General features: G+C 67.7%; 9 protein-coding genes. 3 read left to right on the top strand and 6 right to left on the bottom strand.

Annotated features, from left to right (window positions below):
- Positions 1–451: 451 nt before the first annotated feature.
- From ACIA8C_RS35815 to ACIA8C_RS35800, 4 genes are all read right to left on the bottom strand, one after another.
- Entirely contained in the window at positions 452–1,447 is a 996-nt protein-coding gene (locus tag ACIA8C_RS35815) for a TAXI family TRAP transporter solute-binding subunit (protein ID WP_397142574.1), read from the bottom strand.
- Between the two features lie 208 nt (positions 1,448–1,655).
- Entirely contained in the window at positions 1,656–2,651 is a 996-nt protein-coding gene (locus ACIA8C_RS35810; protein WP_397142571.1) for a TAXI family TRAP transporter solute-binding subunit, read from the bottom strand.
- On the bottom strand, positions 2,648–4,675 hold the full coding sequence (locus tag ACIA8C_RS35805) for a TRAP transporter permease (RefSeq protein WP_397142569.1): 2,028 nt from the start codon (positions 4,673–4,675) through the stop codon (positions 2,648–2,650). Before ACIA8C_RS35805 ends, ACIA8C_RS35810 begins: the two co-directional genes overlap by 4 nt.
- A gap of 89 nt (positions 4,676–4,764) precedes the next feature.
- On the bottom strand, positions 4,765–5,739 hold the full coding sequence (locus ACIA8C_RS35800; protein WP_397142567.1) for a helix-turn-helix transcriptional regulator: 975 nt from the start codon (positions 5,737–5,739) through the stop codon (positions 4,765–4,767).
- 62 nt (positions 5,740–5,801) lie between these two features.
- On the opposite strand from ACIA8C_RS35800, the gene ACIA8C_RS35795 reads away from it, so the two are divergent.
- Complete coding sequence (locus ACIA8C_RS35795; RefSeq protein ID WP_397142565.1) at positions 5,802–8,087, top strand: ATP-binding cassette domain-containing protein; 2,286 nt, start codon at positions 5,802–5,804, stop codon at positions 8,085–8,087.
- A gap of 7 nt (positions 8,088–8,094) precedes the next feature.
- On the opposite strand, the gene ACIA8C_RS35790 is transcribed toward ACIA8C_RS35795, so the two are convergent.
- Positions 8,095–8,853: a tyrosine-protein phosphatase gene (locus ACIA8C_RS35790; protein WP_397142563.1), complete on the bottom strand. Its 759-nt coding sequence runs from the start codon at positions 8,851–8,853 to the stop codon at positions 8,095–8,097.
- 170 nt (positions 8,854–9,023) lie between these two features.
- On the opposite strand from ACIA8C_RS35790, the gene ACIA8C_RS35785 reads away from it, so the two are divergent.
- On the top strand, positions 9,024–10,202 hold the full coding sequence (locus tag ACIA8C_RS35785) for an MFS transporter (protein ID WP_397142561.1): 1,179 nt from the start codon (positions 9,024–9,026) through the stop codon (positions 10,200–10,202).
- Between the two features lie 72 nt (positions 10,203–10,274).
- Positions 10,275–11,162, top strand: coding sequence for a glycosyl hydrolase family 32 (locus tag ACIA8C_RS35780; RefSeq protein WP_397142558.1), 888 nt, complete (start codon positions 10,275–10,277; stop codon positions 11,160–11,162).
- On the opposite strand, the gene ACIA8C_RS35775 is transcribed toward ACIA8C_RS35780, so the two are convergent.
- Complete coding sequence (locus ACIA8C_RS35775) at positions 11,110–13,326, bottom strand: HAD-IIB family hydrolase (RefSeq protein ID WP_397142556.1); 2,217 nt, start codon at positions 13,324–13,326, stop codon at positions 11,110–11,112. The genes ACIA8C_RS35780 and ACIA8C_RS35775 overlap by 53 nt on opposite strands.
- Positions 13,327–13,364: the final 38 nt, after the last annotated feature.

Raw genomic sequence — 13,364 nt, 5'->3', positions numbered from 1 at the left:
AACCGGGGGGTATGAGAGGCCGGAACCAATTAAATAATTGGCACTGACATTCATCGACACACTATTGAGTTCTCAAAGAACACACGCACACACCACTTCGCGGGCTTGGCCCGGTCGGTCGGTGAGGCAACTTTTCAAGCTTAGCGCAACCATGAACCCGACATGAAATCGGGGTACCGGTCTTGCTAGTGTGAGCGTCAGGCGCTCCTCGTACTACCTCGTTTCCCGGTCCTCCGCTCAGCGTCTCCGCTGGGCTTCTCGGCTCCGGGTCGGTGTCCGTGTCGCTCTGACTTGAACTAAGTTACGCGGCGGATAACGCCACGTCAAATCGCCTGCGCAGCCCGAGAATTCGCAGGTCAAGGCCCCTGGCATCGGCCGAGGATCGGCCTGAATCACACGAATGTGACCCAGACCACCCAGACTTCATCCGAACGTGTCCGCGCGGGCCCCGTCAGTTGTCCAGCGCATGCTCTGCCCCGCGATGCAACGGCACCGGATTCGTGTCCCGCGCGGTGTCGCGCGCGATCCCCTTGGCCGCGGCATTCGCCTGCTCCAACTGAGGTTTGCGATCGAAGAGCGCCTTGGTGAGGACACAGGCCACATCGGCATCGAGGTTGTCGCGCACCAACAGCACGTTGGGCACGACGATCGACGGCACGTCCTCGGACAGCCCATAGGTAGCCGCGGGAATGGTCCCCAACTCGTAGACCGGACTCAGAATGCGCATCCCCGGCAACTCCTCGGAGGTGTCGAGGAACCGGAACTTGTCCTTGGCCGAGGCGAACAGCTCGGCGAGGCCCGGTGTCGGCAGGCCACCGGTAAAGAACAGTGCGTCGATCGACCCGTCCTTCATGCCGGCGACCGCCTTGGTGAGATCCAATCGATTGACCGCGATGTCACTGTCCGGATTCAGGCCACCGGCCCGCAGAATGCGGCGCGCCAGCATCTCCGTGCCGGACTTCGGCGAACCGGTCGATACCCGCTTACCGCGCAGCTCGGCGATGGAGGTGATGCCGGAGTCGGCACGCACCACCACCTCGGTATAGCTGGGGTAGAGCCGGGCCAGCGCCTGCACCGGTTGCTTCTCGCCATCGAAGGTGCCGATGCCGAGCACCGCGTCGGCGGCCGTGTCGGTCTGCGCGAACGCCACCTGGTACTTCCCCGCCACCAACTGCTGGATGTTCTGCACCGAGGCCATGGTCTCCGCGGCCGTCGCCGATATCTTGCCGTCGGTGGCCAGCGAGATCTGATCGGCGTAGGCACTGCCGAGCGTGGCGAACACCCCGGTCGCGTTGCCGGTGGCGATGCCGAGCTTGGTCGCCTGCTTCACCTCGCAGGTGACCGGGGCACCCGAGTCGGTGAGCGACTCGTCCGCACTCTTCCCGCACCCCGCCACGAATCCCGCCGACACCGCGACCACGGTGACCACGATCGCCACTGTTCTCATCTCGTCCTCCCTGGCGCGAGCCGGGCGGCCACGTCGGCCGACCAACCCGTTCGCCCACCTACTCGACACCCGTGCGGGCAGCGCAACGTCATCGACCAACACTGATGTTCGACAAGGCGTGACGATAGCAACGCGACACTCCCAGCTAATGAAAAACGTTGGTATCCGGTTGGTTTTCAGCGCTGCAGCAACGAGACAGCGGCCGTTCCTACTTGGTAAGAGCGGTGTTCGCGCCGCGGTGCAGCGGGACCGGCTCGGTTTTGCGCGCGTCCTCGCGGGTGATGTCCTTGGCGGCCGAGTTCGCTTGTTCCAGTTGGGGTTTACGGTCGAAGAGGGCCTTGGTGAGTACGCAGGCCAGGTCGGCGTCGAGGTCGTCGCGAACCAGCAGGACGTTGGGGACGACGATGGTTTTCGCGTCGGCGGGCAGTCCGTAGGTGGCGGCGGGGATTGTGCCCGCCTCGTAGACGGGGCTCAGCTTCCGCATGGCGGGGAGCTGGTCGGTGAGGTCGAGGAAGCGGACCTTGTCCTTGGCGGAGGTGAACAGGTCGGTGATGCCGGGCGTCGGCAGGCCGCCAGAGAAGAACATGGCGTCGATGGAGCCGTCCTTCATACCGTCGACCGTTTTGGTGAGATCCAGGCGCTGGGCGGAGATGTCGCGCTCCGGATTCAGGCCCGCGGACTGCAGTACGCGCTGGGCGATCACCTCGGTGCCGGACTTGGGTGAGCCGGTGGACACGCGCTTGCCGCGCAGGTCGGCGACGGAATCGATGCCGGCGCCGGCGCGCGCGACCACCTGGGTGTAGTTCGGGTAGAGCCGCGAAAGGGCTTGCACCGGTTGCTTTTTGCCGTCGAAGCTGCCTGCGCCGAGCACGGCGTCCGAGGCGGTGTCGGCGAGCGAGAACGCCACTTGATAGGTGCCTGCGACGAGTTGCTGGATGTTCTGCACGGACGCGCCGGTCTCCGCGGCGGTGGCCTTCACCTTGCCGTTGGTGGCCTGGGAGATCTGGTCGGCGTAGGAGTTGCCCAGCGCGAAGTAGACGCCCGTCGCGTTGCCGGTGGCGATACCGACCCTGGTCTCCTGTTTCACCTCGCAGGTGATCGCGCCGCCCGCGTCGTGCCGCGGCGCGTCCCGGCGGCCGCCGCAGCCGGTCAGCAGCCCGGCCGATACCGCGGCGACGGCGAAAACTATGGCGACTCTTCTCATGTCGTCCTCCTTCGAGAGAGCAGAGTGATCCCGACGGCCGCGGTCAGCGCGACCAGGCCGGCGATCAGCGCGCCGGTCTCCAGGTACAGCAGCAACAGACCACCGAGCGCGGCCAGCGCCCTGGCCGGCGGCTTGGCCGGGCCGATCCCGAGGATCCAGCCGCCGGTGGCCACCGCGAGGGCCGCGACGCCGAGGCAGGCGACGGCCGTGGTCCACAGGATGCCGAGCAGCGGGCCGCGGCCGAGCAGGTATTCGCCGGGTTCGGTGAGCACGAAAACGACCGGGACCAGGAAGGCGGGCAGCGCGTATTTCAGCGCCTGCCACATGGTCGGCACCGTGCGGGCACCGGTGACCGCGGCGGCACCCACCGCGGCGAGTGCAGTCGGCGGCGTCACCTCGGACAGCACCGAGTAGTAGAAGACGAACATGGCGGCTGCCGCGGGTGGCACGTCGAGCGCGAGCAGCGCGGGGCCGATGATCGCCCAGCCGATGATGAACGACGCGGTCACCGGCACGGCGAGGCCGAGCAGCGCCAGCGCGATCGCCGCGAGCACGACGGTGCAGGCCAGCACCACGGTGTGGTTGTCCGACACCGACTTCGCGGCCCGCACCAGCAGCGACGCGAGCTGTGCGCCGAGCCCGGTCTTGGTGGTCATCGCGGTGATCACGCCCGCCGAGGCACACACCGCGACCACCGGCAGCGCGGCCCGCACCCCGCTGCCGATCGCGTCGAACACGCGGCGCGGCGAGAGCGCGGTCTCCCGGGTGCGCGGGTCGAAGAAGGCGAGGACGAAGGCCAACGCCGTCGCGTACACGACGGCCTTGGTGGCGCTGACGTCGAGCAGCAGCAGGACGACGATCGCGATCAGCGACAGGAAGTGGTAGCCGAAGCGCAGCAGCAACCGCCACGCCGAGACGCCGCCGGTCTGCACCGGTTTGGTGCCGAGCCTGCGCGCGTCGATCTCCACGGCCAGCAGGATGCCGAGGTAGTAGAGCAAGGTCGGGATCAAGGCCCAGCCGAGCACCGTCACATACGAGACGTCGAGGTATTCGGCGACGATGAAGGCGGCGACGCCAAGGGTGGGCGGGGAAAGAATCGCGCCGACGCCCGCGGCGGCGAGCATGCCGCCCGCCTGCTCCGGCGGATAACCGGCCCGCTTCAGGATCGGCCAGGTGACCGCGCCGATGGTCACGGCGGTCGCGGTGCCCGACCCCGATACCGTGCCGAGCAGGAATCCCGAGGCGACGGCGGTGCGTCCGGCGGCGCCGCGTGAGCGCCGGAACAATGCTACCGACAGGTCCACGAAAAACTGTGCCGCACCGGAGAATTCGAGCACCGCGCCGTACAGCGTGAACAGCACGATGTAGGTGGCCGCGACATCCAGAGGCGTGCCGTAGAACCCGCTGCCCGAGTTGTACAGCGCGTCGACGATCTGACCGAAGTCCAAGCCCGCGTGCGCGATTGTCCAGTCCTGCGGCAGGAATCCGCCGTAATACCCGTAGGCCACGAACACCAGACAGACCGCGACGAGCACCCAGCCGGTGGCCCGCCGGCACGCCTCGAGCACGAGGACGAGCAGCACCGCGCCCATGGCGACGTCGACGGGATCCAGCAGCCCCTGTCGATCCAGGAAGGCGTTATACCCGCCGCCGCCCGACCCGATCGAGAACGGCAGCACCGGATAGAGGCAGACCAGCACGGCGGCAATGGCCAGCAGCCAATCGAATACGCCTGGCCCGTCGCCTCGATCGAGGAACCGCAGCCCGGATCGGTACGCCAGGAACACCATTGGCAAGGTCGCGGCGAGGAACACCACCAGGTAGTACTGACTCCCCTGCGGCAGTGGCCGAAATACCTGCCACACCACCAGGATCGCGACCGCGAAGGACGTCGCCGCGACTACCCGCTCGGCCCAGCCGGTCAGTACCCGGGCGGGCCGCTCCTCATCATCGACCTCCAGCAATGTGGGCCGATCTTCCACGGGCGCCTCGGATTCCAAACGATCGCCCGCCGTGTTCGACATGGCGGAACGATAGCAACGCACGACCGGTCGTATACCGGTATTGAAAACAGGCGAATCGGTCATTTCCAGGTCCACGGCGCCCGTGCCGATCAGTGCACGTCCGGATTCCCGGCCGCGCGAAGCAGTTTGGCGCCGACGTCGTGCAGCATGCGCCGCATCTCGGGTGGTTCCTTGACCTCGAACTCGAGATCGAGGTGGGCGATCCGGACGGCGGTCCATTCGAGCGAGTCGGCGCTGGTGCGGATCAGGCAGCTGCGGTCGTCGATCGGTTCGACCTCTTCCGGTCGCACCCGGAAGGTTTCGGCCAATCGCTCGGCCGAGGCGTGCACGAGGAACACCACGCTGCGCGTCGGCCGCGCGTGGGCCAGCTGGGCAGCGACGAAGGCCGCCGCGTCATCGCCGGGCAATTCTCTTGGCGCGCAACGCACCCCGGTCGGGAACGGGGTATCGAGACGGTCGAGGCGGAAGGTCCGCCAATCGGCACGGTCGATGTCCCAAGCGACGAGGTACCAGCGGCGGCCCGCCGAGACGAGGCTGTGCGGCTCGGCGAATCGCTTGCTCTGCGCGTCGCTCTTGTCGCGATAGTGGAAGCGGATTCGCTCGCCATCGCGGGCCGCGGCGGCCAGGATGACCAGGGTTTCCGGGTCGACGCGCGGTCCGGCGGCCGGGCCGCCCAGCGAGACCGTCGCCGAGTCGATCGCGTCCACCCGGCCGCGCAGGCGCGAAGGCAGCACCTGCTGCAGCTTCACCAATGCCCGGGCGGCCGACTCTTCGATACCCGCCACCGAACCCTGCGCGGCGCTACGTAAGCCGAGGGTGATCGCGACCGCCTCCTCGTCGTCGAGCAGCAGCGGCGGCAGGTCGGTGCCCGCTTCCAGGCGGTAGCCGCCGACCGAGCCGAGGCTCGCGTGCACGGGGTACTCCAGCTCACGCAGCCGTTCGATATCGCGGCGCACGGTACGCACGGTGACGCCGAGACGATCGGCCAGCTCCGGGCCAGTCCATTCGCGGCGGGTCTGCAGGAGCGACAGCAATTGGAGTAAGCGTGCGGCGGTCTCGGTCACTGTTCCAGTATGGCTCGCAATGAGGACTGATCCTGACCTCATTGCCGCATAGCGTGGTTGTTGTGAATGCAGAGCGAGACACCATCCAGATCGTCGGCGCCCGCGAGAACAACCTGCGCAACATCTCGCTGGAGATCCCGAAGGGCAAGATCGTGGTCTTCACCGGGGTGTCCGGCTCGGGCAAATCGTCGATCGTTTTCGGCACCGTCGCGGTCGAGTCGCAGCGCCAGCTCAACGACACCTACACATGGTTCATCCGCAACCGGCTACCGAAATACGAGCGTCCCGAGGCCGACGCGATCGACAACCTGGCCCCCGCGGTGGTCGTCGACCAGCGGCCGATCGGCGGCAACTCGCGCTCCACGGTCGGCACCATGACCGACATCCAGTCGATCATCCGAGTGCTGTTCTCCCGGCACAGTGAGCCGAGTGCCGGTGAGGCAACGAGCTATTCGTTCAACGACCCGCTCGGCATGTGCCAGGAGTGTGGCGGGCTCGGCCACGTGGTGCGGCCCGATATGGACAAGCTGCTCGACACCGGCAAGTCGCTCAACGAGGGCGCGATCACCTTCGCGCCGTTCGCCATCGGCACGTTTCAGTGGCAGCTCTATGCCCAATCGGGACTTTTCGATCCCGACAAGCCGTTACGTGACTTCGACGCGCAGGAGTGGCAGCTGTTCCTGCGCGGCAACGGCTTTCGGGTGCCGCGGCCGAACAAGACGGGGGGCGTGGGGAGTAACGCCTATGAAGGGCTGCTCGAACGGTTCGATCGCCTCTACATCAAGCGCGATCTCGACTCGCTGTCGGACAAGAACCGGGCGGCCGCACGGGAGGTGGTCACCGAGGAGATCTGCCCCGCCTGCGGCGGGGCGCGGCTGAGCGCGGCCGCGCTGGCCAGCCGGATCGACGGGCTCGGCATAGCCGACTACGGCAGGCTCGAGGTGTCGGATCTGATCGAGGTCCTCGGCACGATCGACGATCCGATGGCCGCGGTGATCGCGCGAGCCGCGATCGCGCGGCTGCGGCGGATCGAGGAGGTCGGCCTCGGCTATCTGTCCCTGGATCGGGAGACCTCCTCGCTGTCCGGTGGCGAGGCGCAGCGGCTCAAAGTCGTTCGGCACCTAGGGTCGAGCCTCACCGGCATGACCTATATCTTCGACGAACCGAGCGTCGGGATGCACCCGCGTGACGTCGGCAGGCTGAACAGCCTGCTGATCCAGTTGCGCGACAAGGGAAATACGGTGCTGGTGGTCGAGCACTCCCCGGATGTCATCGCGATCGCCGACCAGGTGGTGGACATGGGCCCCGGCGCGGGTGGGCACGGCGGGCAGGTCGAGTTCCAGGGCACGGTCGAAAAGTTGCGTGCCTCGGGCACGGTGACCGGCGAGCGGCTGCGCCGGGTGCAACGAGTCAAGCACGAGACGCGCACGCCGACCGGATGGCTGACCGTCGCCGATGTCGAGCTGCACAACCTGAAGAACGTCACCGCGCGATTCCCGACCGGTGTGCTCACCGCGATCACCGGTGTGGCCGGGTCGGGCAAGAGCACGCTGGTCTCCGGCGCGTTTCTGGCCGCGCATCCGGACGCGATCGCGGTGAGCCAGGCGGCGATTCACGCGTCCCGCCGGTCCAGCCCCGCCACCTATATCGGCATCATGGATCCGCTGCGCCAGTTGTTCGCGAAGGAACACGGCGTGAAGCCTGGCCTGTTCAGCTTCAACTCCGACGGTGCGTGCCACGAGTGTGGTGGCGCGGGCGTTATTTTCACCGATCTGGCGTACATGGATCCGATCACCACCGTGTGCCAGACCTGCCACGGCAGGCGTTTCCGGCCCGAGGTGCTCTCCTACTCGGTGCGCGGCGTCTCTATCGCCGACGTGCTGGACATGACCGCCGAGCAGGCCCTCGAGTTCTGGGATGGGCACGCCGACAACAAGATCCGCACGCCACTTCGCTCGTTGAACGACGTCGGCCTCGGCTACCTCACCCTCGGCCGTTCGCTCAGCTCGCTGTCCGGCGGCGAACGCCAGCGCATCAAACTGGCCGACCACCTGCACCGCAGCGGCGGCGTCTACGTCCTCGACGAGCCGACCACCGGCCTGCACATGGCCGATGTCGATACCCTGATGGCGCTGCTGGACCGCCTGGTCGACGCGGGCAACACCGTGCTCGTCATCGAACACGACCTGGACGTGGTGAAACGCGCGGACTGGGTCATCGACCTCGGCCCGGACGGCGGCAAGCACGGCGGCGAGATCGTGTTCGCCGGAACGCCCGCCGCACTGCTGGCCGACGAGAACTCGATCACCGCCGACTACCTGCGACGCAGCATGGCCGACGCGGCCTGAGTGCCGGTTATGCCAGCATGGTCCGGCGCAAGGCGGTCAGTTCGGCGTCCGTGAGGCCGTTCGTGCGTAGCCAGCGGGCGGCGCCGCCGTGCAGGGCGTGCAGGTCGGCGACGAAGCGGCGCATGGGGGCCGGGTCGACGGCGAGGATGCCGGTTCGAGCGGGCGGGAGGCCGCGGTAGGAGTGCAGAGTGTCGAGGCGGGTGCGCAGGCGGACGATGCGTTCGGCGGTGAGCGCGTAGTCCGCGACGATGGCCTCGGCGGGGACGCCGACCGCGTCGAGCAGGATGGCGGCGAGGATGCCGGTCCGGTCTTTGCCTGCGGCGCAATGGAAGACGACGGCGTGCTGGGTGGTGTCGGCGATCAGCCGGGCCGCGGACACCACGGACGCGGCGCTGCCGGTGAGCAGTTCGTGGTACAACTCGCACAGGTCGAAGCGGCGCGCGTCCGGCACGAGTTCGCTGGGGGCCGCGGTGCTCGCCGCCTTGCACACCGGGAGATTGACCAGGCGCACAGCGCTTTTCGCTAGGCGGCCGTATCCCTCCCGCGCCACCTCGACGGGTGTCCGCAGATCGACCAGGGTCCGCAAACCTACCGGGCCGAGCAGATACGCCAGATCGGCTTCGGAGAGCTGTTGCGGTGTGCTCGAACGATAGACAACACCGAAACGGGTTGTGCCCCCGCCGCTCACAGGCAAGCCACCGAGGTCGCGCGCATTGTCGATCTCGGCGAACTCCACCCACCGGCTTGGGGTGAGATCGGTGGGCATATCACACTCTCCGCGGGCCGGAACAACACTCGCCGAACCCGCACCACCAGTTTAGGCCGGGCGAGCGCGAACGTCAGCGTAAAGGTGTTGCCGCGCTCTTGCTTTCGTGTTTCGCTAGCCGATTCGTGGCCCCGGTCGAGGCCCGGGGTCCGGCGAAAGGAGCATGCCAAGTGCCGATATCGACGTCGAGCACGTCCAGCACCGACGTTCGGTCGGCGCTGTGGTCGGTCCGGTTGACGTTCTTTCTCAGCGGGGCGCTGTTCGCGACGTGGGTTGCCCGCACCCCGACCATCAAGAACGAACTCGGGCTCGACGAAGCGGGGCTGGCAACGGCATTCGCGGGCATGAACCTGGGGGCGGTGCTCGGGCTGCAACTCGGCAAGCTCGTCACCCTGCGGTTCGGGAGTCGCGCCACGCTTCGGGTCGCGACGCCGCTGTTCGCGCTCTGCCTGTCCGGGCTGCTGATCGGCGGAAATCTGGCCGGGCTGGCGGCCTCGCTGTTCGTTTTCGCGGTGCTCAACAGTGTGGTGGACGTGGCGATGAACGCGCACGGTGTCGCGGTAGAGCAGGCGAGTGGACGGCCGCTGCTGTCCGGCATCCATGCCTGTTTCAGCTTGGGCATGATCGGTGGTTCGCTGGTCGGCGCGGCGGTCGAGCGCGCACACGTGGCGGTCGCGGTGCATTTCATCGGCGTCAGCGCGTTGGTCGCCGTGGCAGCCGTCCTCGGTGCGCGCGGCATGCTGCCGTCGTCCACCGATCGCACGGTGCGCGGCGAGCGGGTTACCCGCGGTAGCGCACGCCGCTGGCCGACCAGGTTGCTGGTCCTCGGCCTGCTGGCATTCTGTGTGGCGATGGCCGAGGGGGCGGCCAACGATTGGACCGCCGTCTACCTGCACGAGGAAACACACGCCAGCACCTCGGTGGCGGCACTCGGCTTCGCGCTGTTCGCAGGGTCGATGTTCGCCGGTCGGCTGATCGGCGACCGGCTCGTCATCTGGTTCGGTGCGGTACGGCCATTCCTACTCGGCACGGTCGCAGCAGGTCTCGGCCTGGGTGTGGCGTTGCTGATCGGGGATACGATCCCGGCATTGGCCGGGGTGACGGTGTTCGGTTTCGGCATCTCGTTCACGCTGCCCCTCGCCTTCGCCGCGAGCGGCACCGTGCCCGGCGTGCCCCCGGCCCGCGCGATCGCCACGGTGTCCTTTGTCGGCTATCTCGGCTTCTTCACCGGCCCCGTGCTGATCGGCTTCGTCGCCCAAAGCCATGGTCTCGCGGTCGGACTCGCGGTGCCAGTGCTGTTCGTCCTGATGGCCGCCGCAGGTGCGGGGGTGTTGCGGGCCCGGCCGTGAACCGGTCGCGGAACCGCATCAGTGCGGGCGATCGGCGGTGCGGCAGGCGGCATGGCGAGGATGATGGTGGCTATGGCGATGCGCGAAGTGGTGTGTGCGGGCCCATTTGTGCGGATCTACGATCCCGGTGCCGGGGAGCCCGAGGCCTGGTACATCAACGACCACACCATCGTCCAGGACGCGGACGGGCGGTGGCATCTGTTCGGGATCACGCACCCGGAACCCGCGAATCCGTTCGACGAGACCGAGTTCGCGCACGCGACCGCCGACGAACTGCTCGGGCCGTGGACCAAGCAGCCGTCCGCGCTGCAGGTCGATCCGGATTACGGGGAGACTCATCTGTGGGCGCCGTTCGTGATCGCGGCGTACGAGCGCTACTACATGTTCTATGCGGGCGGCGGCGCGGATCGGACGGCCGCGGCCATCAATGTGGCCACCTCGACCGATCTGTTCACTTGGACGCGCAGACAATCGGGCCCGCTGTTCTATGACGGCTACGACGCGCGCGACCCGATGGTCGCCCGAGTCGGTGACCAGTGGGTGATGTACTACTGCGCGACGAGCGACCCCACCGGCGGCAATCACGTTGTCGCGTATCGCACCAGCACTGATCTCGTGCACTGGGGCGATCGGCATATCGCCTATACCGACCCGACGACGGGCACCGAGGCGGGAAATACCGAGTCGCCCTTCGTTGTCCAGCAGGACGGCTGGTGGTATCTGTTCGTCGGCCCGCGCCCGGACTATGTCGGCACCGATGTGTTCCGCAGCGACAACCCGTTCTGCTTCCACATCGGCGGCAAGGTGGGCCATATCGCCGCCCACGCCGCGGAATTGGTGCACGACGACCTCCGCTGGTGGATCACGCACGCGGGCTGGGGTCAGGGCGGGGTGTACCTCGCGTCGCTCACCTTCCCGCCGCCACGCGATCCGAATGTCGGGAAAGTCGTGCCGCGGTAGCCGGTTTCGCGCACGCCGCTTGGTCGGATGGCCGTGCCTGCCGAGTGCCCTGGATGGCGGCGATGATCTCGGCGGCCCAGTGGGCCGGATTGTCGTGCCCGAGAAGCTCACTCAGGCAGGAAAGCCGCTCCCGGCGTTGTCCGGGCGGGAGATTCAGCGCGCGGTACAGCGTCTCGACGAGGTCGGTTGGTGAATTCGGTTCGGTCAGTAGGGCTCCGGCCGCCAAGTGCTCGGCGGCACCCGCATGCCGCGAGAGCACCAGCACGCCACAACGGCCCACCGCGGCCTGGGCGGCGATGAATTCCTTGGCGGTGAGGTTCATGCCGTCCTGCAGCGAGGTCACCCAGAACACGTCCGCGTCGAGGTAGTGGTCGATAACCTCGGGAAAGCTCAGGGCCCTCGGGAAGTATTCGATGGGACGCCATTCGCCGAATGCCCACGCACGGTTGATTTCATCGATACGGCGCTCGAGTACCTGCCTGGTCGCGTCGTAAGCGGTGATGCCGGGTTCCGGTGGCGGGCAGACGAGCCGGAATCGCAGCGCACCACGCAGCTCTGGATGGCGCACAAGCAGCTCCCCGATGGCCTCGACCTTCTGCACAGGCGCTTTGATGTAATCCAGACGTTCGACCGAAAGGATAACGGGCCCAAGGGTTTTCCGCCGGTCGAGCGGGCGGGTGCCGGTCAACTCCTCGATCGCGGCGCGGTCGATGCCCAACGGATGAACGCCTATCCGAGGCGGGTCGGCGAGTGACCTGAAGAAGCGCTCGGCGAACACCTCGGTGTGGAAACCCGCCCAATCCAACCCGCTGAGCGAGGCGCGGATCTCGGCGGCGGGCGGCAGCGCGGCGAAGACATCCGGCTCGGGAAACGGCGTGTGGTGGAACAGCCCGATCCGTAGGTCCGGCCGGGTCTCGCGCAGGCGGCCCGGCACGAGCCACAGGTTGTAGTCGTGCAGCCACACCGTCGCGCCGGGTGCGGCCCGGACGCTGATGTGGTCGGCGAAGCGCGTGTTCACCGCGCGATACGCGGCCCAGGCTGCGGGGTCGAAGCGTAGTCGGTGCGGTTGTGACATCAGCACCGGCCACAGCGCCTCTTTGCAGGCCCTGTGGAAGTATCCGTGCCATTCGGCCGAGGTCAGCGGCAGAAAAGCGAGCGGAAGGCCGGTGCCGTGATCGTCGAGGCGCGCGGCGGATTCGTCGGGTTCGATGACGACGCCCGTCGCCCAGACCGCCGGCAGATCCCCGGCGAACACGCTGTTCAGGGTCGGCAGGATGCCGTTGGGGCTGGACGGGGTGCGCCAGCCGCCGGGAGTCCAGGTGACCGGTGCGCGGTGGTATCCCACCACAAGGGGGTAGTCGGGCTCGACCCAGCCGAGGTCCCGCAGTGCCGCGAGAATGCCTGCGGCGCCGGATAGTTCAGGCCGGTGCGCCGCCTGGTCGACGGGGACCGCGGCCAGCAGACCGCGTTCGGCATTGCCGACGATCACGCCGTGCGCGCCGCGGCCGAACATCGAACGGTCGTTCCCGGAATCGCCCGCGACCAGTACCGCGTCCATCGGCCAGCCCTGTTCTTCGGCGAGCAGGACCAGCGCGTTGCCCTTGTCCGCGGGCCCGGGCAGCACGTCGAAGTAGGCGTTCGCCGAGTATTGCCACGAGCAACCCAGCGCGGCAACGGCATCGATCAGTTCCCGGGTCAGTGCGTCGGGCGGCAAATGGAACGAGCATCGCCCTTGCTGGGCTACCTCCTGCTGGATCAGCTCCGGAAAGTGCCGCAGGGCAGTACGAACGGCCTCGGCGCCGGGCCAGCCCGCACGCAGGCGCGCTTCCAGCGCCGCCACCGGGGTCAACTCCGCGCCATCGATGATGCTGGCGCCGACATCGGCGATGATCCAGCGTGGCTGTGGCACAAGCGGATCGCGCAGCACCTTGCGGATCGACTCGATCCCGCGCCCAGTCGCGAATACCACCGTCACCTCGGGGTGACGGGCCAGCGCGTTGCGCAGTCGTAGCCGCTCGGCGGCGGTGCCGCCGAGCAGGGTGCCGTCCAGGTCGGTGACCAGGATCTTGCCGGGACCGCCGCCGCCCGCGACCACGCCGCAACATCGCTTGCCGGATGAAGGTGCTTCCGGCTCAATGGATTTGGAACCCTCGCCGGTTGCCATCTACGAAACGATAGCAGGGGCACATCATCGTATCGGGC

The organism is Nocardia sp. NPDC051321, from assembly GCF_044455225.1.
Classification (GTDB): Bacteria; Actinomycetota; Actinomycetes; order Mycobacteriales; family Mycobacteriaceae; genus Nocardia.
Note: the sequence above shows the minus strand (reverse complement) of the source record. Positions and strands in the feature narration are given on the sequence as shown.

Coding starts and splice junctions, on each gene's coding strand:
- ACIA8C_RS35780 (WP_397142558.1), top strand. CDS start 10,275: ATGGCGATGCGCGAAGTGGTGTGTGCGGGCCCATTTGTGCGGATCTAC.
- ACIA8C_RS35805 (WP_397142569.1), bottom strand. CDS start 4,675: ATGTCGAACACGGCGGGCGATCGTTTGGAATCCGAGGCGCCCGTGGAA.
- ACIA8C_RS35775 (WP_397142556.1), bottom strand. CDS start 13,326: ATGGCAACCGGCGAGGGTTCCAAATCCATTGAGCCGGAAGCACCTTCA.
- ACIA8C_RS35815 (WP_397142574.1), bottom strand. CDS start 1,447: ATGAGAACAGTGGCGATCGTGGTCACCGTGGTCGCGGTGTCGGCGGGA.
- ACIA8C_RS35810 (WP_397142571.1), bottom strand. CDS start 2,651: ATGAGAAGAGTCGCCATAGTTTTCGCCGTCGCCGCGGTATCGGCCGGG.
- ACIA8C_RS35790 (WP_397142563.1), bottom strand. CDS start 8,853: ATGCCCACCGATCTCACCCCAAGCCGGTGGGTGGAGTTCGCCGAGATC.